The organism is Streptomyces sp. NPDC006551 (genome assembly GCF_040611675.1).
Classification (GTDB): domain Bacteria; phylum Actinomycetota; class Actinomycetes; order Streptomycetales; family Streptomycetaceae; genus Streptomyces.
The window spans coordinates 112,044-131,468 of sequence record NZ_JBEXOT010000016.1 but is presented as its reverse complement, the minus strand read 5'-3'; the positions used below and the strand labels follow the sequence as shown (position 1 = coordinate 131,468).

General features: G+C 70.7%; 15 protein-coding genes and 4 pseudogenes. 3 read left to right on the top strand and 16 right to left on the bottom strand.

What is annotated here, in order from left to right:
- The 6 genes and pseudogenes from ABZY12_RS17420 to ABZY12_RS17395 form a co-directional block, all read right to left on the bottom strand.
- Window positions 1-219, bottom strand: a pseudogene (locus ABZY12_RS17420) (IS5/IS1182 family transposase); the annotation flags it as partial.
- A 1,213-nt stretch (window positions 220-1,432) separates the two neighbouring features.
- A complete protein-coding gene (locus ABZY12_RS17415; protein ID WP_356891061.1) occupies window positions 1,433-2,008 on the bottom strand; it encodes a hypothetical protein in 576 nt (191 codons plus the stop codon).
- Window positions 2,005-3,402 carry a hypothetical protein gene (locus ABZY12_RS17410; RefSeq protein WP_356891059.1) on the bottom strand — a complete coding sequence of 466 codons (1,398 nt, stop codon included), beginning with the start codon at window positions 3,400-3,402 and terminating at the stop codon, window positions 2,005-2,007. The genes ABZY12_RS17415 and ABZY12_RS17410 overlap by 4 nt, the downstream gene beginning before the upstream one ends.
- Window positions 3,399-4,232, bottom strand: a complete 834-nt coding sequence (locus tag ABZY12_RS17405) for an ABC transporter ATP-binding protein (RefSeq protein ID WP_356891057.1) — start codon at window positions 4,230-4,232, stop codon at window positions 3,399-3,401. The genes ABZY12_RS17410 and ABZY12_RS17405 overlap by 4 nt, the downstream gene beginning before the upstream one ends.
- Window positions 4,229-5,047 carry a zf-HC2 domain-containing protein gene (locus ABZY12_RS17400; RefSeq protein WP_356891055.1) on the bottom strand — a complete coding sequence of 273 codons (819 nt, stop codon included), beginning with the start codon at window positions 5,045-5,047 and terminating at the stop codon, window positions 4,229-4,231. Before ABZY12_RS17400 ends, ABZY12_RS17405 begins: the two co-directional genes overlap by 4 nt.
- A complete protein-coding gene (locus ABZY12_RS17395; protein WP_356891053.1) occupies window positions 5,044-5,607 on the bottom strand; it encodes an RNA polymerase sigma factor in 564 nt (187 codons plus the stop codon). The genes ABZY12_RS17400 and ABZY12_RS17395 overlap by 4 nt, the downstream gene beginning before the upstream one ends.
- Before the next feature lie 223 nt (window positions 5,608-5,830).
- Between ABZY12_RS17395 and ABZY12_RS17390 the strand changes: the two are divergent.
- Together ABZY12_RS17390 and ABZY12_RS17385 are read left to right on the top strand one after the other, a co-directional pair.
- Window positions 5,831-6,017 (top strand): annotated as a pseudogene (locus ABZY12_RS17390) (leucine zipper domain-containing protein); the annotation flags it as partial.
- A 47-nt stretch (window positions 6,018-6,064) separates the two neighbouring features.
- Window positions 6,065-6,379 carry a hypothetical protein gene (locus ABZY12_RS17385; protein ID WP_356891075.1) on the top strand — a complete coding sequence of 105 codons (315 nt, stop codon included), beginning with the start codon at window positions 6,065-6,067 and terminating at the stop codon, window positions 6,377-6,379.
- Here the strand turns inward: ABZY12_RS17385 and ABZY12_RS17380 are convergent.
- The 8 genes and pseudogenes from ABZY12_RS17380 to ABZY12_RS17345 form a co-directional block, all read right to left on the bottom strand.
- Window positions 6,310-7,026 (bottom strand): hypothetical protein, encoded by a 717-nt coding sequence (locus ABZY12_RS17380; RefSeq protein WP_356891051.1) that lies wholly within the window; start codon window positions 7,024-7,026, stop codon window positions 6,310-6,312. The genes ABZY12_RS17385 and ABZY12_RS17380 overlap by 70 nt on opposite strands.
- A 36-nt stretch (window positions 7,027-7,062) precedes the next feature.
- Window positions 7,063-7,356, bottom strand: a pseudogene (locus tag ABZY12_RS17375) (hypothetical protein); the annotation flags it as partial.
- A 387-nt stretch (window positions 7,357-7,743) separates the two neighbouring features.
- Window positions 7,744-7,815 carry a Beta-galactosidase C-terminal domain gene (locus ABZY12_RS17370; protein ID WP_356891071.1) on the bottom strand — a complete coding sequence of 24 codons (72 nt, stop codon included), beginning with the start codon at window positions 7,813-7,815 and terminating at the stop codon, window positions 7,744-7,746.
- A 7-nt stretch (window positions 7,816-7,822) separates the two neighbouring features.
- Window positions 7,823-7,948: pseudogene (locus ABZY12_RS17365) on the bottom strand (beta-galactosidase); the annotation flags it as partial.
- Window positions 7,948-10,164 carry a 1,4-beta-glucanase gene (locus tag ABZY12_RS17360; RefSeq protein ID WP_356891049.1) on the bottom strand — a complete coding sequence of 739 codons (2,217 nt, stop codon included), beginning with the start codon at window positions 10,162-10,164 and terminating at the stop codon, window positions 7,948-7,950. The gene ABZY12_RS17360 and the pseudogene ABZY12_RS17365, both read right to left, overlap by 1 nt.
- Before the next feature lie 81 nt (window positions 10,165-10,245).
- A complete protein-coding gene (locus ABZY12_RS17355; RefSeq protein ID WP_356891047.1) occupies window positions 10,246-11,172 on the bottom strand; it encodes a carbohydrate ABC transporter permease in 927 nt (308 codons plus the stop codon).
- The gene (locus ABZY12_RS17350; protein ID WP_356891045.1) at window positions 11,169-12,230 is read right to left on the bottom strand and encodes an ABC transporter permease subunit; all 1,062 of its coding nucleotides are present in this window, start codon (window positions 12,228-12,230) and stop codon (window positions 11,169-11,171) included. Before ABZY12_RS17350 ends, ABZY12_RS17355 begins: the two co-directional genes overlap by 4 nt.
- Window positions 12,230-13,903 carry an extracellular solute-binding protein gene (locus ABZY12_RS17345; RefSeq protein WP_356891043.1) on the bottom strand — a complete coding sequence of 558 codons (1,674 nt, stop codon included), beginning with the start codon at window positions 13,901-13,903 and terminating at the stop codon, window positions 12,230-12,232. The genes ABZY12_RS17350 and ABZY12_RS17345 overlap by 1 nt, the downstream gene beginning before the upstream one ends.
- 323 nt (window positions 13,904-14,226) lie before the next feature.
- Between ABZY12_RS17345 and ABZY12_RS17340 the strand changes: the two genes are divergently transcribed.
- Window positions 14,227-17,067, top strand: coding sequence for a glycoside hydrolase family 3 C-terminal domain-containing protein (locus ABZY12_RS17340; RefSeq protein ID WP_356891041.1), 2,841 nt, complete (start codon window positions 14,227-14,229; stop codon window positions 17,065-17,067).
- A gap of 408 nt (window positions 17,068-17,475) precedes the next feature.
- Here ABZY12_RS17340 and ABZY12_RS17335 read toward each other — a convergent pair whose 3' ends face one another.
- The gene (locus tag ABZY12_RS17335) at window positions 17,476-18,384 is read right to left on the bottom strand and encodes a carbohydrate ABC transporter permease (RefSeq protein WP_356891039.1); all 909 of its coding nucleotides are present in this window, start codon (window positions 18,382-18,384) and stop codon (window positions 17,476-17,478) included.
- A gap of 13 nt (window positions 18,385-18,397) precedes the next feature.
- Complete coding sequence (locus ABZY12_RS17330) at window positions 18,398-19,402, bottom strand: sugar ABC transporter permease (RefSeq protein WP_356891037.1); 1,005 nt, start codon at window positions 19,400-19,402, stop codon at window positions 18,398-18,400.
- Window positions 19,403-19,425 lie beyond the last annotated feature (23 nt).

Genomic DNA, 19,425 nt, shown 5'->3' with positions numbered 1-19,425 from the left:
GTTCAGGCGTCGCCAGCAGGTCAGTGCGTATCCGAGGGTGAGGAAGGCTTCGTGGATGTCGTCGCGTATCTCCCAGCGGATCCGCAGGCGGCGGAGCCAGTGCAGGTGGGCGAATGCTCGCTCCACGACCCAGCGTTGGGTGCCGAGTCCGGAGCCGTACTCGGTGCCCCGACGGGCGATCAGCGGCTTCACGCCGAGATCCCGGACGAGGCGGCGGTAAGCGACTCCGACAGGTGGCCGATCGCTGTCTACAGCCGGAGCGACCTGGCCTGGGTCGTCCATGACTGCAACATGACGCAATTCATCCTTCGGATCCGTCGCGCGGACTTCGATGAGTGCCCGCTCAGCGATGAATCGTTGTTCGGCATGGAAGCCCCGCGGTTCCTCAGCACTCGAGAGGAAGCCGAAATGATGGACCAGGGGATCAACCCCTGGCCCTGACGTAGCAGCCGCTGGTGCCGGGCGTGCCCCATGCCCTCCCGGCACTAGCGCCAAGCACAAACCATGCCGCGTCCCCTTTCCGGGGACGCGGCACTTGTGTATTCGGGCCTGTCACCGTACATTCCCCCGTCCGGGCTCCGAGGCCTCGCTCGCGGCGGACTGCTCTGGACGACCTCAGCACAGAGCGCCGTGAGAATCGGGGCGGTCGGCGACGCGGCGCAACGTCCGGCACTGGGGCACCGGTCGTTACGCGCAGGATCCCCCGGCTCCTCACTGCGGCCGGGAGCGCTCACCCCTCGTCCATAGCTCAGGGCTGGAACGGTTCTCCGGTGAATTCTTACGCCCTCCTGGTGATCTGCTGACGCAGCTCCGCACGGGTGGTGCAGCCGTCGGCCGGGTACACGCCGCACTGTCGATGCCCTGAAAGCACTGGCTGTCCATGCCGAGGCACAGGCCGGTCGGCCTCCGAGGAACAGGGCAACGCTCAGAGGCAGTAGCTGAAGCCGGAGATGACCCCGGCAACGGTTCCGTCAGCCCGTAAGCATCATGAGAGCCGGCAGTTCCAGCGGCAGTCCCCAGCTCACCGGCGCAAGCGGACCACGCTCCAGCTCGCGCTCCAGGCGTTCCGCCTGGGCCGGCCCCTGCCTCGGACGGCCCGGCGATCCCAACGACACTCCCCCACGCCGATACACCGGCGGCATGGCAGGCATGGGCCACCGTGCCTCAGCCGGCCCCACTGGCCGACGTTCGGCTTCGCGTGCCGCGGTCCGACTGCCGTGCCGCCCTCACGCGGGTGAAGGACGGCTCTGCGCGAGGAAGGGTCCCCCGCACACACACATCATCCGTACGTGAGGACCGGCGGCCGGTTCGCCGTGAACGGCTGGGTGCGGCCTGCGGCAAGGAGAACGCTCGTGAGATCGCCGCGCCGGCGATCCACCCCGTGGGCGCCGCGGCGGGCCGCCGCGGCGCTCACGGGCGTGCTCCGGCCCGGCTACCGCCGGGGACCGGCGACGGCGTAGGTCGCGGTGCCGACGACCGCGAGGACCAGGGCCGTCCACGTGCCCGCCGCCGTGCCGGGCGGCATCAGCATCCAGCTCGCCACCTGCATCGGCACATCTGTCGGGAGCGGGGCGGAGAGCGAGAACGACACCCAGGCGATCGGCAGCGTCCACGCGTACTGCGCCCCGCATATCGTCGCCCCGATGGCGACGAGCCCCATCAGCCCCGCGCTGTTCCGGACGACGAACGCGGTGGTGGCCAGGTCCTCGCCCATCGTCTGCACCGCCAGCAGCACCGCGCCGACAACCGCGCCGATGAGGAGCACATGCGCCGCCCTGCGGAGCACCCAGCGGACCGCGGCCGTCCGGTCCAGCGCGACGTCCTGCCCGCCGAGCCCGATCGAGGCCGCCGTCGCCCCCGCGGCGATCACGAGCGCCGGCATCCGCGGATCGCCGGGCCCCCCGCTGCCGTCCCGGACAAGTGCCCACACCACCACCGCGCTGATCACCACCACGGCGAGTGAAGCGGGCACCTGCCGCGAGCGCGCATACAGCGTCAGCCATCTCACCGGGACGCACCGCCCTTCAGCGCGTCGAACGCGTCGCCCTTGCAGGAGAGAGCGGCGGCGCGCATCGCGTCGATCCGCGAGAGCTGCTCGGCCCGCGGCAGCGCCTTGAGTTCCGTCCACACCGGGCGGGCCTCGGCGTCGACCTCGCGGCGCAGACTTGCCGACCCTGCGCCGGGCAGCGACTTGAGGTCCCCGAGGACCCAGCCCACGGCGACGGTCTGCGCGAACTCATCGTTCCCGAAGCCGCTCCAGCCGACGGGGGTGCACCCTGGCACCATGCCTTTGGCAATCAGGGCCCAGGTCAGCTCCTCGCCCTTCGCGGCGGCGATGACGTCGTCGTCGAAGTCGAAGAGCACGGCCTTGCGGGACCACTGCGGCGTGGAGCCCTCCGGCAGTACGGCGGTGTTCTCCCGGACCGAGACCGGCGCCTGGCTGCCCAGGACACCGTGCAGCAGGCGCAGCGCCTCCTTGCCGGGACCCGCCAGATGGGCGAGTCGCGCCTGGTGCGTCTTCGTCACGCACACCGGGCCGTCGCACACCAACTCCGCGGCGGCCTCGTCGACGACGTACATCCGGCGCGGGTCGGAGGGGAGGACGAGCAGGGCGATCACCACGCCCGCCAGGACGGGCGTCAGGGCGAGCAGCCGGATGCGCGGCGTCGCGGCGACCAGCAGCGCGAAGCCGGTCGCGGCCATGCCGAGCAGCCAGATCGTCTGCCCGACGTGCACGGAGGCGGAGAGCGTGACGAGCACCTCGCGCACTTCTTCCACCCCCGGTGACAGCAGGGAGACCCGGTTCGGCTCCATGACCGGGATTCCCGTCGCCGTGGTCGTCTCCGTCCGGCCCAACGACATGTGCATGAGGGCCGTGAAGACGAGGGCGCCCATGGCCAGCGCGGGCGGGGTGAGCACGGACGGCAGCGCCCGCCCGGCCCCCTTGCCCAGCACGGCCCCCGCGACGAGGGAGAGTGCCCCCACCAGCGAGATCGGCAGCCACCCGAGGTGCGTGTACTCGGTGTTGGCGAGGACCTGGACCGCGCCCACGAGGACGAGGAGCGCGAAGGCCGAGGCGAGCGTGATCGCCGTCGTGCCCGCCCCCGTGGCCGCGCGGTGCCAGGCGGGACGCGAAGTGGTCGTCAGCAGCTCGGATATCTTCGAGCGGTGGTCACGCAGGCCCTGCAACGCCCCGAGCCCCACGGCGAGCGGCCACAGGTAGAAAAGCACGGAGCGGGTCCACAGGGCCATTGGCGTCCACTGGGCCGTCCACGCCGTGGTGCCCTTCCACCACGGACCGCTCAGCAGGTACAGGAACGCCAGCGCCGTCGTCAGGACCACGGCTCCGGCCCACGGGGCGATGGAGCGCTTCAGCTCGATGCGCAGGACGCGGGTGTTCACCAGGTGCCCCTTCCCTGCTCGGGGTTGAGCAGCAGCGCCGAGTAGCCGCGCTCCAGCGGGCTGTCGCCCACGTGCTCGGGGCCGCCCATCGAGGCCAGCTCGTCCGGAGGGCCCTGGAAGACCAGCCGGCCCTCGGCGAAGAGCACCACGTCGGTGCAGGCGGCGGCGACGTCCTCCACCAGGTGGGTCGAGACGAGCACGCAGGTGTCCTTACCCAGCTCCTGCAGCAGCTCGCGGAAGCGCAGCCGCTGCGCCGGGTCCAAGCCGACCGTCGGCTCGTCCAGCAGCAGGATCGTCGGGTCGTTGACGATGGCCTGGGCGATGCCGACCCTGCGCACCATGCCGCCCGACAGGGCCTTCATCTTCTCGTCGGCGCGGTCCGCCAGACCCACCCGCTCCACGGCGCGCTGCACCGCCGCGGGGATGTCCGCCTTGGGCACCTCCTTCAGCCACGCCATGTACTCGACGAACTCGCGCACCGTGAAACGCTTGTAGTAGCCGAACTCCTGCGGCAGATAGCCGATCCGACGGCGCAGCGGACGGTGCTCGCCCAGGCCGCCCACGGACTCGCCGAGCAGCTCCAGGGTGCCCTCGGTGGGGCGCAGTACGGTGGCCAGCGTCCGGATGAGGGTGGTCTTCCCCGCTCCGTTGGGTCCGAGGAGGCCGTGTACGCCGATGCCGAGCTTCAGGTCGAGCCCGTCGACCGCCATCCGCTTCCTGCCGACCTTGACCTGCAGCCCGGTGGCCCGGATCTCCCAGGCGTAGGCAGTCGGTGCGATGTCAGCCGCGTTCACCGCGGATGTCATGTGGTGTTCCTTTCCGAGGGTCATCGATGGGCTCCCAGCACGGAGTACGCGCCCCTGCGGGCGATCACGACACCGATGCTGAGCGCGAGGATCAGCCCCCATACGGGCAGACCGTCCGACTGCAGGGCGAAGGTCGGACGGCTGGCGGCCAGGGTGGGCGCCACGACCACAGCGGTCCACACGCCCGCCAGCGCGACGGCGGCGCGGGTCACCCCGACGACACCGCCGAACGCCAGGGTCGCCGAGGTGAGGGCCAGACAGGGCAACAGCCACTGGGCGGCCGTCATCCCCGTCACCCATCCGGCCATCAGCAGGGCGGGGACGACCACGGCGAGCACGGAGGCGGTGCGCCGCAGCACCAGAGAGAGCCCGGCCCTGGGCGCCGAGGCCGTCAGCTCGTACGCCGGGTCCAGACCCCGCGACCACGACGCCGCGACGCCGAGCACGGGCAGGACCGGGGAGAACAGCAGCACCAGCGACATCTCGCCGGAGCCGGGGCCGACCAGGTCGAGCAGGAGCGCGAGCAGTGTCACGCTCACGACCATGGCCAGCCACGGCACCATCGCGGGCGTCACCCACCCCGGCAACCGCGCCGCCCAGCGCCGCCTGCGCGGCATCGTGGCGGTGCCGGCCAGCTGGGGTTCGAGGTCGGACCACACGGTGTCCACCAGTGACGCCACGGCGGGCGCCTGCGCCGTAACGGCGGCCGCCAGCCGGTCACGGCACACCCGGCACACCTCCAGGTGGGCCTCCAGGGCCCACACCTCGTCGGCGGCGATGTCCATGTCGCCGCGCGCGTAACCGTCGATGATCCGCATCGACGCGTGTTCCACGCTCATGCCAGCGCCTTTCGCATCGCGGTCCTGGCCCGGCGGGCACGGGTCTTGACCGTCCCCTCGGGCAGCCCGAGCAGGACCGCGGTCTCCCGGACGGACATCCCGTCGAGCACCATGGCCTGCAGTACCTGTCTGAGCTCCGGCGCGAGGCGCAGCAGCGCGTCCCCGACGTCACCGCCGACGGTCGCCGCGAGCACCTCCTCCTCGGCGGCGGGCGCCAGGGGCTGCGGGGCTGCCGCGGGCGGGGGCTCCGCGTGGTGAGCCCTGCGCCGGAAAGCGTCGACCAGGCGGCGCGCCGCGATGGTCCACAGCCATCCGACAGCCGTCCCTCCGGCCGCGGCCCCGGCGAACGCGCCCGCCGCGCGCCACACCGCCATATACGTCTCCTGCATGACCTCGGCGACGATCTGCTCGTCCGCGCACCGGCGGCGCAGCCGCACCGCCAGCCACGGCGACGTACGCCGGTACAGCTCCTCGAACGCGGCACGGTCGCCTTTTGCCACCAGCCGGACGAGACGCTCCTCGTCCAGCTCGTGCGGCGCTGCCGCCCTGACTGATCTCACACCTGCTAGACGCCCGGCCCGAACGGCAGGTTTTCCCTCAAGCGTGATCCCCGTCACACATGAGCCCCGGAAACCCCGGCCTTGACGGCCCCTCACCTCCCCGGGCACCGCTCGGCGGCCGGACACGCGGCGCCATGGCATGCCGGAATTCGCGGACCACCAGGCTGCTCCCGGAACCGCTTCACCGTCGCGTCCCGGGACCGCCACACCGTCGCGACAAAGGCTGACCGTTTTCGGCGGGCGGTTGCTGGTCGAACGTTTCCGGCCGTCCGGTCACGCACGTCGCGGCCGAGATGGGCATCTCACGGGCCACCGCGCACAAGTGGATGCGCCGGTGGCGCGTCGAGGATGAGGCTGGTCTGACCGACCGTTCCAGCCGCCCGCACTCGACCCCGCATCACAGCCCCGCCCCGGACGACCCGGGGGCCGCCAAGCCGGCCTGGCCACCCGCAGCCAGATGGGCATCCACTACGTCCACTCCGCCGTCGACGACGACTCCCGCCTGGCCCGCAGCGAGATCCACCCGCCGATGCGGCCCGCCGGAGCCCGTCCCAAGGGCACCCGCAGGCACACCTACGACCTGCCCCGCTACGGCCTGAGCCGGGCGGACGTCGAGTCCGCGTTCGGGGCCTACAACGCACTGCGGGCCGAGGTCGACCGCGCCCGAGAAGGACGCGGACCGACCTCGGCCCTGGTGTCGGATCAGCCGCTGTTGATGGTCAGGTTGTTCGTGTGGAAGTCGAGTCCGCCGGACGACGAGGTGATCTCGTAGCCGAACTGGACGTCACCGATGGTCTCGTTGCCGGGCATCCAGCCCTTGGTGTAGGCGATCCAGTTGAGGATCGGCTTGATGTCCACGGTGCCGGAGCGGGAGTCGGACGTCCGCAGGAACGAGAACACCTGGTTCGATCCGTTGCTGCCCTTGTAGACGTTCCAGTTGTGGCCGCCGAGCGAGACGCTGGCCTGCCAGGTGCCGATGGGGCCGACGGCTCCGTTGTCGTTGACCCAGAGCATGATCTCGTACTGGTGGTCGGTGTCCCAGATGTCGTACGACGTGTTGTACGCGCCGGACGACGGGACGCTGACGTTGTAGCTGCTGGTGAGCCGGCCGAGCGAGTCGATCGTCTTGTTGATCGTTTTCGTTGAGTTGGGGTAGGACTTGATGCCGCCGGTGTTGGGGTGGTTGGCCCATACTCCCCAGCCGGTCCCGGAGTTGGCCCAGAGGCACTGGCTGCCCGCGCCGGAGCCCCAGATGTTGTTGTAGAGCTTGTAGCCGTCCAGACTGGTGCTGCCCCATCGGTCGCAGGTGTTCCAGACTGCCGCCGAAGCGGGGGCGGAGGCGAGGCCGACGGTGGCACCGAGAGCCATCGCCGGCGCCAGCACCGCCATGGTGACCTTGCGTATCGCGCTTTTGACCATGGTGTCCTTCCACGGGTGGGGGGAATTGTGGGGGTGTTACCACGCCTCCATGGTGAGGACGTGGTCCTCTCCGGCGACGCGATCGATCGACTCGGCGTCACCGGAAGAAGTCCAGACTTCGATACGGGCGGTGCGGGTCGGCTTCAGGACCGCCGCCGCCCCGACGGGCGTCCGGGTCAGTTCGACCTCGGCGCCGAACCGCGTGCGTACGCCCGTGAGTCGGCCCGTCGGGAGAGCGGGCGGCGGCGCGGGCAGGAGGACCAGTCGTTGGGGAGGCGACTGGAGAAGCATCTCGACCGGTACGCCGGGGAGGGTGTGCGCGACGTCGGCGCGGGAGGCTCTCCGCGGCGGTGCGGTCGCCGGCCGGGAGGCGGTCCTGGAGGGCGGGGAGTTCGGCGGCGAACCGCGGGGGCCGGGCGTCGCTGCCGTCGGGGCGCACCAGGGTGTGATGCCCGACGATGACACGATCGTCGTTCGGGTCACCGAGCACGAGGGTGCCGTGGTGGCCGTTGCGCTGAGGAGGGCGTCCTCCCAGCGGGCGGGCGGCTGCGGCTCCCGGTTCCGGGGACCGTGGCCGTTGCACTGCGGAGGGCGTCCTCCCAACGGGTCGGCGGCTGCGGCTCCCGGTTCCGGGGACCGTGGCCGTTGCACTGCGGAGGGCGTCCTCCCAACGGGCGGGCGGCTGCGGCTCCCGGGTTCCGGGGACCGGCGTTCGGGTCATGGCCGCAGTACCGCCACGCCGTAGCGGCCGAGGGTGACCCGGTCCGTGACGGCCGTCCCCGTGAGCAGGTCGTGCCGAGTTGACGCCGGCCGCCTTCGTCAGCCGGACGTCCTCGTGCCAGGTCTCCTCGGGCCACTGCTCCGGGTTGTAGTCGCCGCCGAAGAGCAGACGGCCTCGTGTCACGTCACTCAGGTCGGGCATCAGACGGGCTCCCCGTACTGCACGCCGCGCCCGTTGGTGGCGAGGTAGACCCGGCCGTGGACACGCGGATCACCGGTGATGGCCGCGCCGGTCCAGCCCCACTGGTGCTGGTCGTCGTTGATCCGCGTCCAGGTCTTCGCCTCGTCGTCGGAGCGGTGGACGGCGGTGACGGTCTCGGTCGAGCCGACGTGGTAGATCGCCGGGTAGGCGGCGCCGGTGGCGGCCTTGCCGAAGCCGAGACACAACGAGGCCCGGACGCCGGTGATCTTCGAGAAGCTCGCGCCGCCGTCGGTGGACCGGTGCAGGCCCTCCCCCTTTCCGCTGAGCCACAGGTCGCCGGACCTGCCCGGCGCCGCGACCAGCTTGAACTCGCTGTCCCCGGAGGGCAGCCCGGTCGCGCGTGCCGTGAAGGTCGCGCCCGCGTCCGTGCTGGCGTGGAGCGTTCCCGTGGCGGTGTCGTACGCGTAGAAGCGCGCCGGGTCGGCCGGATCGGCGACCGGTACGGCGCCCTTCGGGACGGAGGCCACCTCGGACCAGGTGGCGCCGCCGTCCGCCGAGCGGTAGGTGGGGTGTCTGGTGCCGTCCCAGTGCACGAGGCACCACAGCAGCACGCTGCCGTCGGCGCTCACGGCGATGGGCCCCGGCGCGTCCTCGGCGATGGCGGGCTGGGCCTCGAAGGGCGCCCAGGTCTGCCCGCCGTCGTGGGAGTAGGCGCCGTTGCCCTGGTCACCCGAGCCGGTGCGCACGACGTACGACGGCTTGAGCGCGGCCTGCGCGAGTCCTGTCGCCGTGATGAACAGGGGGTTGGTCGCCATGCCGCGCGAGGGCGAGGCCGTGAGCCGTTCGTGGTACATCACGCCGACGTCGGCGGAGCCGCTGATCAGGTGCGCCTCGCCGGCCGGGGGCGAGAGCAGCTGACGCACGGAGGCCTCCTCCAGGCCGCGGATCTGTGGTGCCCAGTTCTTCAGGTCGCGGGTGCCCATGACAGTGGCGCCGGTGCCGAAGACGATGTGCCGGGAGTCGTACGGGTCGAGGGCGAGCGCCTGGATCCACGTGCCGAACTTGGGCTTGTCCGCGCCCCACTTGAGGTAGGGCGTCTCGGAGACGTCGAGGACGGCGCTGTCCTTCAGGGACGTCCAGGTACGGCCGCCGTCGGTGGTGCGGAACACGGTGTCGATCTCCGCCCAGCGGTTGTTGGTGGAGACGACGACGGTGCCCGCGCGGCGGGCGTCGACGGCCACGCCGCCGTAGCCGAAGCTGTCGTGGGAGCCGTCGGCGGCGGTCCCGCCCGGCTTCACGGGGGTGACCTCGGTCCACTTGCCGCTCGTGGTGCACAGCTTGTGCACGCTACCGTCGGTCTGCCCGTTGGGGCCGGGCCCGTTGGCGTACGTCACGTACAGCTCGCGGGTGTGCTTGTCGAACGCGGCGCGGACCGGGAGCTTGGCGGCGGTGCCGGTGGGCCGGCCGGGGACGGCTGTCCAGGTGGTGCCGTCGGTCGTGCGACAGAGGTTCGGGGTGGTGCCGTCGGAGTCGCCCCAGCCGGCGTAGACGACCCGGCCGGCGGCGACGAGGAGCGTGATGCCCTGTCCGGCGGCGCTCGGGGCGGCCGGGAAGGTCGCCGGCTTCCAGGTGGCGCCCCGGTCGGTGGACTTCAGCAGCCCGTCGTGGCGGGTGCCGAGCCACAGCACGTCGCTGTCGCGCGGGTCGACGAGCAGCCGCTCGCCGCAGCCGCGTCCGTCCTCGTTGCCGCCGAGCTTCACCGTGAGGTCGGTGCGCCGCCAGGTGGCGCCGCGGTCGTCGGAGCGCAGGATGGCACCGTTCGTGGCCCAGGACTGGGTGTAGGTGCCGAGGGCGAGGTAGAGGCGGTCGGGGTGGGAGGGGTCCACGGCCATGGCCTCGACACCGAGCAGGTTCCAGTCGTCCGAGCCGAGGTGGTCGGTCAGGGGGATCCAGCTCGCGGTGGGGTCGTCCCAGCGGTAGGCGCCGCCGATGTCGGTACGGGCGTAGGCGAGGCCGCGGACGGAGGGGTGGAAGAGGACGCCGGTGACGAAGCCGGTGCCGCCCATGACGGCGTTGCGCCAGCGGTGGGCGGGGGCGGTGGTGGCTGCCGGTGCGGCGGCCTGCGCCCGCCCGGGGAGGAACGGCACGGTGGTGAGCGCGGCGGCGGCCGCGGTCCCGGCGAGAACGGCTCGTCTGCCCAGATTGAACGCATGCATGACACATACCTCGGTCTGTGAGAAAGGGGTGGGGAACCGGGACAGGGGCGCGGGGCTGTCGCGATATGCGGCTCCGCCGCTTCAGCCCTTGATCGCGCCGGTGAGCATGCCCTTCTTGAAGTGCCGCTGGACGAACGGGGAGGCCACGGCGACCGGGATCAGCGCAAGGACCATCACAGCCATCTGCAACCCCAGCGCGGACAGTTCCCCGGTACGAACCGCCTGCTGAAGCCCCGTGGGCGCCTCGGTGTTCTTCTGGACCAGCTGGATGAGCACGTTCTGCAGCGGCATCATCTCCTGGTCGCTGAGATAGATGGACGCGTTGAACCAGGCACTCCAGTACCCGACCGCGTAGAACAGCGAGATGACGGCCAGTACGGCTCGCGACAGCGGCATGATGATGGTCAACAGGATGCGCAGGTCACTGGCCCCGTCGATACGGGCGGACTCGGTGAGTTCGGGTGAGATCCCCATGAAGAAGGCCCGCAGGACGAGGATGTTGAAGACGCTGACCGCGCTCGGCAGGACCAGCGACAGATAGGTGTCGGTGAGGCCCAGCGACTGCACCAGAAGGTACGTCGGGATGAGGCCGGCCCCGAAGAACATCGTGGCCATCATGGTCATCAGGAAGAACCGGTGTCCCAGACTGCCCGGCCTGGACAGGCCGTAGGCCGCGAGCACCGACACCGTCATGGAGAACAGGGTGCCGGCGAGCGTGACCCCGACCGAGACCATGATCGCCCGGCTGACCTGGCCCCCGCTGAGAAGTTCCGTGTAGTTGACGAAGGTGATGCCCTGGGGGATCACGACGAGACCGCCGACCCGGTCGATCACCGGCTTCGGGGAGAGGCTGGTGACGATCACGATCCACAGCGGACCGAGCACGCCCAGGCAGCACAGGACCAGCAGGCCGCCCTTCGCGGTGAGTCCGGCCTTGCCGGGTGGCTCCTCCCAGACGGGACGGGCGGGAGCCTTGAGGCTGCGGATGAGCTGCGTGTTGAGGCTCATTTCCTGTACACCCCCTGCTCGCCGAGCAGGTGCGCGAACTTGTTCGCGCCCAGGACGAGACACACTCCGATGGCTCCCTTGACGAGGCCGACCGCGGCCGCGTAGCTGAAGTCGCCGTTCTGGATACCCATGTTCCACACGTACGTGTCGAGGACCTCGCTGGCCCCCGCACCCACGGCGTGGCGCTGGAGCAGGAACTGCTCGAATCCGACGCTCAGCGCGTCGCCGACGCGCAGCACCAGCAGCAGCGCGATCACCGGGCGCAGCGCGGGCAGCGTGACGTGCCACATGCGGCGCCAGCGTCCGGCGCCGTCCATGGCGGCGGCCTCGTACAGGTCGGTGCTGACCGCGGCCAGCGCCGCGAGGAAGACGATGATGCCCCAGCCGGCGTCCTTCCAGACGGCCTGCGCGGTGACCAGGTACTTGAAGAGGTCCGCGTCGGTCATCAGGTCGAAGCCGCTCCAGCCGTGGTCCTCCAGGGTCTGGGCGATGATGCCCGCGCCGCCGAAGATCTGCTGGAACACGGTGACGACGAGGACCCACGAGAAGAAGTGCGGCAGATACATGATCGCCTGAGCCACGGCCCGCACCCGGGGCCGGATCACGCTGTTGATGAGCAGCGCGAGGGCGATGGGGACCGGGAAGAACAGCACCAGCTGGAGCACGAACAGCACGAGGGTGTTTTTCGCCGCGCTCCAGAACAGCGGGTCGTCGACCATCCGCGAGAACTGCTCCACGCCGACCCAGGGGCTGTGGAAGATCGCGGTGACGCCGTTGCCGGAGACGTACGGGTCGTAGTCCTGGAAGGCCACGACGTTGCCGAGCAGCGGGACGTAGTTGAAGAGCAGGAGCAGGAGGATGACGGGCAGCGTCATCAGGATGAGCGCGCGGTCGCGGCGCAGCCGGATCCGGAAGGGAACCTTGTCCGCCCGGCCCGCCCGGCCCGCCTTGCCCGGTACCTGGTCCTTCGTCACCGCGGTGGCGACCGCGGCCGTCGGCTCCTCGACGGCCGCGGGAGGACGAGTCCCGTCCGGCCTGCTCCCGGCCGTGAGAGACATCAGTTGCCGCTGCCGTTCTTGTCGATGAGCTCCTTGTACCAGTCGCGCAGCTTGTCGCCGCCGGAGGACTTCCACGTGGAGATGGCCGCCTGCACGTCGGACAGCTTCTTGTTGCCGCGTACGTAGTCGATCTCCAGCTGCTCGAACTGGCTGGCGAGGTTCGCGTAGCGGGAGGGCTCGACGATGTTCATTCCGTACGTGGACGTCTTCTTCATGAAGGCGCCCATCCGCTGCTGCCACTCCACCTGCTTGCGGGCGACCTCGGGGAAGTCGGGGTGGGCGAAGTAGGCGGCCGGTGCGGCCAGCATCACCCAGGCGTTGAGCACCTCGGAGTTGCCCAGGTCGTTCTTGACCGGGACGCCGTCCTTGACCGTGTAGTGGGTGCCCTCGACGCCGTAGTCGACGAGCATCCGCTCCTTCGTGCCGTAGGGCGCGGCCGCGAAGTCGGCGGCGGCCAGCGCGTTCTCCACGGTCTCCTTCGAGGCGCCCTTGCGGATCAGCGACCAGATGATGGCGGGCTGGGACGCGTACAGCTGCGGGTCACCGCCGTCCGCGCCGAAGAGGTCCATGGCCTCGATCTTCAGGTCCGGGTTGGACTGGGCCTGTTCGGCGGTCCTCCCGTACCAGTCGGCGATGTTGGTGTTCCAGACCAGGATCTGCCCGGCGGTGAAGCGCTGGCCCGCGTCGCCCGAGCGCGCCTTGTCGTCGGGATGGACCACGCCCGCGTCGAACAGCTTGCGGACCCATTCCAGGGCCTCGAGGTACTCGGGCTGCTCGACGCGGTACGTCGGCTTGCCGTCGGACCCGATGTCCCAGCCGATCGTCCCGGAGCCGCGGACGCCGAACATGCTCCACGCGGACCAGGTCATGTCACCGCAGGCCCACACCTTGGCCTTGGCGCTGGTGGCCTCCTTGGCCCAGCTCATGAACTCGTCGGTCGACTTGGGTACCGAGTAGCCCTTCTTGTCGAAGATGTCCTTGCGGTACAAGGGCGTGATCCAGTTGGCGGTGGCGGCCGGCATCGGAATGCCGCGCAGCGCGCCGCCGAAGATGCCCATGCGCCATGCGTCGGAGGGGATCGCGGCCAGGTTCGGGTACTTCTTGACCTTGTCGCCCGCCAGGTAGGGGCCGAGGTCCATGAACTTCGCGGTCACCGCGTTCGCGATCTTGCCGACCAGTTCCCAGCCCGGAACGACCACCATGTCGGGTATGGAGCTGGAGGCGAGGACGGCGCCGAGCTTCTCGCCGTAGGTGTTGCCGTCCTGGTTCTGCCAGGTGACCTTGGTGCCCGCCGCGGAGTCCAGCGCCGTGTAGTAGGCGCAGCCGGGCTTCGGCGGGGAGCCCCAGAACGGGGACATGATCTTGAAGGGGGAGCCGGTGCCGAGCTTCTCCGGTACCGAGGTGGCGAGGGCCGCGAGGTCGACCTTGCCGGTGTAGCCGGCCGCCGAACCGTTCTTCGACGGCAGGTCCGGCTTCGCGACCGTACTGGCGACGAACGTCGGGAGCAGCTTGTCCGCCGCCTTGCCCGACGTGGCACCCTCGCGCGACTCGCTGTCCGAACCGCCGCAGGCGGCGAGCAGCGGCATTCCCCCGGCCACCGCTGCGGTGGCGACCGCCGTGGAGGCGAGGAAGCTTCTCCGGCTCGGTCCGGAGAAGGCGGCATTCGGCGTCATTGCGTCAACCCTTCGTGGCACACCTGGACACCCGGCGGTGGGCCGTCGGCTGCGGTGTCGTGACGGGAACTGGCTGAGCTGAAGCGGACATCCGACCACTGGGGTGCGACTCATAGTCGAAGCGCTTCAATGTTGCAGTGAGATTAAGTGAGCCCCCATGGGCGCACAAGGGTCGCTCCCAAGATTCCTCCGAGATCTGGAGGCGACTCTCCCCATGCGGGGCTTGATGTATCGGTGCTTGATCCCTTGACACTCGCTGTGGTGCCCGATGAGCATCGAAGCGCTTCGAAGGCCCCTTGCCGCTCCCTCCAAGGAGATCCCACGTGTCAGCCCACTCGCCGCACACACCGCCACCTTTCCACGATCCACAGCTGCCTTTCGCGAAGCGCATCGACGACCTTCTGTCGCGGCTCGCCCTCGACGAGAAGATCGGATTCCTGCACCAGTTCGTGCCCGCCGTGGAGCGGCTCGGCGTCGCCGCGTTCCGCACCGGCCAGGAGGCCCTGCACGGCGTGGCCTGGATGGGTCCGGCCACCGTCTTCCCGCAGGCGGTTGGCCTGGGCGCGACCTGGAACACGGATCTCGTACGACGGGTCGGCGAGGCGGTGTCCAAGGAGGCCCGGGCGATGCGCGCCCGCGACGACCGCGTGGGGCTGAACATCTGGGCCCCGACCGTGAACCTGCTGCGCCACCCTCTGTGGGGCCGCAACGAGGAGGGTTACTCGGAGGATCCGAAGCTCACCTCGGCCATCGCCACCGCCTACACGCACGGCCTGCGCGGCGAGCACCCGACGTACTGGCGTACCGCGCCCGTCCTCAAGCACTGGCTGGCCCACAACAACGAGACGGGCCGCGACGTCACGTCCTCCTCGGTCCGCCCGCGCGTCCTGCACGAATACGACCTGCGTGCCTTCCGCGAGACGGTCGAGGCGGGCGCCGTGGCCGGTGTGATGCCGGCGTACAACCTGGTCAACGGCCGCCCGAACCATGTCTCGCCGTATCTGCGCGAGCATCTGCGCACCTGGACCGACGAGGATCTCCTTGTCTGCTCGGACGCGGGCGCGCCCTCCAACCTGGTCGACTCCGAGCACTACTTCGACACCCACGAGGAGGCGACGGCCGCCGCGCTGCTGGCCGGCGTCGACAGCTTCACCGACCACGGCACCGACAGCTCGAGGATCACCGCACGGATTCGCGGCGCCCTGGAGCAGGGCCTGCTGACCGAGTCGGACGTCGATGCGGCGGTCCGCCGCCAGCTCTCGGTCCGTTTCCGCCTCGGCGAGTTCGACCCGGAGTACGACCCGCACGCACTCACCACGGACTTCGACACCCCGGCCCACCGGGCCCTCGCCCAGGAGGCGGCCGAGCAGGCGGTCGTGCTGCTCAAGAACAGCGGTGGCCTGCTGCCGCTCGCGCCCGGCACCCGGCTCGCGGTCGTCGGCCTGCTCGCCGACGAGTGCAAGCTCGACTGGTACAGCGGCACGTTCCTGCACCGCCGCACGCCGCTGGCGGGCCTGTCCGAGCGGTTCGGCTCCGAGTGCGTGCAGTTCGCGGAGGGCGTGGACCGGATCCTGCTGAAGACCTCGGCCGGAACCTTCCTGCACGTCCCCGAGGCGGACGCCGCCGACGAGGTGCGCGCCGCCGAAGGCGCCCTCGACCCGGCCCTGCTCGCGGGCCGGACGGACCTGCCCCCGCTCGCCACCGACGCGACCGGCACCGCGCTCTCCCTCATCGACTGGGGCGAGGGCGTGCTGACCCTGCGCGCCCCCGACGGCCGCTATCTCTCCGTCGCCGAGGACGGCCATGTCCGAGCCTCCGCCGACCAGCCCGGAGGCTGGGTCGTCCAGGAGACCTTCCGCCTGGAACCACACGAGAACGGACACCTTCTTCGGCACATCGATACGGGCCACCCCGTCTCTGTCGCCGCCGACGGCCTCAAGGTTGCCGACGGGAACGGGGAGATCTTCGAGGTCGTCGTCGTCGAAAGCGGCGAGGACGCGGTGAGCGAGGTCGCCTCGCGGGCGGACGTGGTCCTGGTGGTCGCGGGTAACGATCCGCACATCAACGGACGCGAGACCGAGGACCGTACGACCCTGGCCCTCCCCGCCCACCAGGAGCGCCTCCTGCGCGCGGCCCGCACGGCCAACCCGAACACGGTGCTCGCGCTGGTGTCGGCGTACCCGTACGCGGTCGATCACACGGAGGTGCCGGCGCTGCTGTGGACGGCCCACGGCGGCCAGGCGGCCGGCAGCGCCCTGGCCCGGATCCTGGCCGGCGACGTCTCCCCCGCCGGCCGCCTCCCGCAGACCTGGTACGCCGACGACTCCGACCTGCCCGACCTCCTCGACTACGACGTGATCGGCGGCCGCCAGACGTACCTCTACTTCGAGGGCACACCTCTCTTCCCGTTCGGCCACGGCCTGTCGTACGCGTCCTTCTCCTACGAAGGCCTCACGACCCGTGTCGAGGACGGGACACTGCACGTGTCCTTCACGGTCGCCAACACCGGTGACGTCACCGCGGACGAGGTCGCCCAGCTCTACACCCGGGCCGTCGAGCCGTCAGTGCCGCGGCCCCGCAGGGAACTGGCCGCGCACCGGCGGGTGACGCTCGCGCCCGGCGAGGTCGCGGAGATCGCCTTCCGCGTGCCGATGTCGGCCTTCGCGTTCTGGGACGTGGCGCAGGGACGTCGGCGGGTGGCCCCGGGCCTCTACGAGATCCTCGTCGGAGCGTCCAGCGAGGACATCCGCCTGGCCCGGACCGTCGACCTCGACGGCGAGCCGTCCGTCCCCCGGCCGGTCATGGTGGGCGGCCTGGAGGCGGTGGATTTCGACAACCGGAGCGACACGGAGATCGTGGACCGCGCGAAGACGTCGGGTGACTCCGTCACCCCTGTGACCGGCCGGAGGGGCGAGCTGGTGTTCCGTGACTGTGACTTCGGAAAGGGGGCTGCCGGGATCACGGTGGAGGCCGCGGGCCGGGGCACGGTCGAACTCTCGCTGGGTGACGGTCCGGTACTGGCGGTGCTCACGCTGTCCCCGGGTACGGCGGGGCCCTACGACTACACCACGGTGAGCGCCCCCGTCGTCGTGGCGGCCGGTGTGCACGACGTCCGCCTCGGACTGCGTGGCCCGCTGCGGCTCGCGCGCGTCGCCTTCGCCTGAAGAAGCCGACTCCGGCACCGAAGCCTTACGGGGTCCACCGGGACCTGGGCGGTGGCCGGCGGCCGGCACCAGTTGCGGACGACATGGACGAGCCGGCCGTCGGGGGCGGTGCCGGTGGCGGCGGTGACCGAATCCGGCAGGCCCTGCCGGCCGCCGCACGGGAAGGGCGCGAGCCACCCGGCGAGCGCGCGGGCCGGATCGCGGCCGGGCACGCTGCCCACGCGTGTGCCGCGGCCCGCGCCGTGGCGGCGGGTGGTGACGGCGGGTCAGCGCCCGAAGAGGGGCGTAGCCGGTGCGGGGACCGAGGACGAGGTGGCTCCTGGTGCGGTGTCCGGACGGCAGCGTGTGGCAGGGGGACCTGTGGCAGCCCGACAGGGGGTGTTGGACGAGGGGAGAAGGCGGAGGAGCTCAGCCCTTGACGGCTCCCTGGGTGATGCCGCCGACGACGTGACGTCCGAAGAGGGCGAAGACCAGGAGGAGGGGCAGGGTGCCCATGAGTGCTCCGGCGGTGATGACGGACCAGTCGGTGGACCAGCCTGTACCCAGCCCGGCGAGAGCGACCTGGACAGTGGGATTGGTGGAGCCGTTCATGACGATGATCGGCCACAGGAAGTCGTTCCAGGACTGGACGAAGGTCAACATACCCAGGACCGCCATCGCCGGTCGGGCGACGGGGAACACGACGTGCCAGATGACGCGCAGGGAGTTGGCGCCGTCGACGCGGGCGGCTTCCAGGAGTTCGGTGGGCAGTGCCTGGGAGAGGAATTGACGCATGAAGAAGACGCCGAAGGCGGTGACCAGCACGGGCAGGATCAGCGCCCCGAGGTGATTGCTCAGCCCCAGGTTCTTGGTCAGGATGAACAGGGGCACGACGCTGAGCTGCGCGGGCACCGCGAGGGTGGACAGGACCAGGCCGAGCAGGACCTTCATACCGCGGAAGCGGAGTTTGGCGAAGGCGAAGCCGGCGAGGACGGAGAAGGTCACCGTGCTGACGGTAACGGCCCCCGCGACGAGCGTGGAGTTGAGCAGGGCGACGCCCATGCCGCGACCGCCGGCGTTGTGCCACACATAGGTGAGGTTCTCGAACAGGTTGCCACCGGGCAGCATCGGCGGCGGACTGGAGACCACCGCGTGGCTGTCGGTGGAGGCCGCGACCAGCGTCCAGTACAAGGGGAACAGTGACGCCAGCGCCGCGAGGACCAGCACGATGTGGGCGAGTGGTCCGGCCCGGTGCTGGCCGCCGGCCCTGCCGGCACGGGCCGACGGTCGTACTGCCGAGGGGTGACGGCGGTCGGGAACGGATGTGGTGGTGGTCATGTCGTACTCCACGTCATTGGGAGGCGCGCAGGCGGCGGGTGATCAGCGCGTTGACGAGCCCGATGAGCAGCAGCAGGCCGAACATGATCCAGGCGACCGCGCTGGCGCGCCCGAGCATGCTGGAGTGGAAGCCCTGGTCGTACATGAGAATGCCGAGGGTCTCGTACTGATGGTCGGTGCCGCCCTGGTGGCCGCTCTGGCCGCCGAACAGATAGGGCTCGCCGAAGAGCTGGGTGGCGCCGATGGTCGAGACGATCACCGTGAAGAGGATCGTGGGGCGCAGGGCGGGGATCGTGACGTGCAGGAACTGCTGCCAGCGGTTGGCGCCGTCGAGGGCGGCGGCCTCGTACAGTTCGCGCGGCACGGCCTGCATGGCGGCGAGGTAGATCAGGGCGTTGTAGCCGGTCCAGCGCCAGGTGACGATCACGGAGATCGCGAACTGCGAACTCCAGCGGCCGGCCTCCCAGTGCACGGGCCCGGCGCCGAACAGGCCGAGGAGCCAGTTGGCCATGCCGCCCTCGGGGCTGAAGATCAGGGCGAAGACGAGGGTGGCGGCGGCGACGGACGTCGCGTACGGGGCGAGGAGCGCCGTGCGCAGGAATCCGCGGGCGCGGAGCCGGTAGTTGAGCAGGTGGGCGAGTCCCAGCGCCATCAGCAGTTGGGGGACGGTGGACAGCACCCCCAGGGTGAAGGTGTTGAGCAGGGCGTTCCAGAAGTAGTGACTGACCTGGCCGGTGAACAGGTCCGCGTAGTTCCGCAGGCCGACCCATTCGGCGCGGTCGACGTTGTAGAGGCTCACCCGGTGGAAGGAGAGCCATCCGGTGTAGAGCAGCGGGAAGAGGCCGAACGCCGCGAAGACGAGGAAGAACGGCGCGACGAGGGCGTACGGCGTGCCTTTGGTGTCCCAGCGGTGCAGTCGGCTGCGCCAGGCCGATGGTCCGGCGGGGCGGGCCGGCGGCGGCTGGGTGTCCTGCCGGTCTGCGGGGCCGTTGCGGCTGGGTGCGGTCGTGGAGGCCACGGGCGGGTTCCTTCGGTGGTCAC

What these genes read in the sequence shown, in the direction of transcription:
- ABZY12_RS17405 (WP_356891057.1), bottom strand. Translation starts at nt 4,232, where the DNA reads ATGACCCTCGGAAAGGAACACCACATGACATCCGCGGTGAACGCGGCT.
- ABZY12_RS17400 (WP_356891055.1), bottom strand. Translation starts at nt 5,047, where the DNA reads ATGAGCGTGGAACACGCGTCGATGCGGATCATCGACGGTTACGCGCGC.
- ABZY12_RS17385 (WP_356891075.1), top strand. Translation starts at nt 6,065, where the DNA reads ATGGGCATCCACTACGTCCACTCCGCCGTCGACGACGACTCCCGCCTG.
- ABZY12_RS17380 (WP_356891051.1), bottom strand. Translation starts at nt 7,026, where the DNA reads ATGGTCAAAAGCGCGATACGCAAGGTCACCATGGCGGTGCTGGCGCCG.
- ABZY12_RS17360 (WP_356891049.1), bottom strand. Translation starts at nt 10,164, where the DNA reads ATGCATGCGTTCAATCTGGGCAGACGAGCCGTTCTCGCCGGGACCGCG.
- ABZY12_RS17355 (WP_356891047.1), bottom strand. Translation starts at nt 11,172, where the DNA reads ATGAGCCTCAACACGCAGCTCATCCGCAGCCTCAAGGCTCCCGCCCGT.
- ABZY12_RS17350 (WP_356891045.1), bottom strand. Translation starts at nt 12,230, where the DNA reads ATGTCTCTCACGGCCGGGAGCAGGCCGGACGGGACTCGTCCTCCCGCG.
- ABZY12_RS17345 (WP_356891043.1), bottom strand. Translation starts at nt 13,903, where the DNA reads ATGACGCCGAATGCCGCCTTCTCCGGACCGAGCCGGAGAAGCTTCCTC.
- ABZY12_RS17335 (WP_356891039.1), bottom strand. Translation starts at nt 18,384, where the DNA reads ATGACCACCACCACATCCGTTCCCGACCGCCGTCACCCCTCGGCAGTA.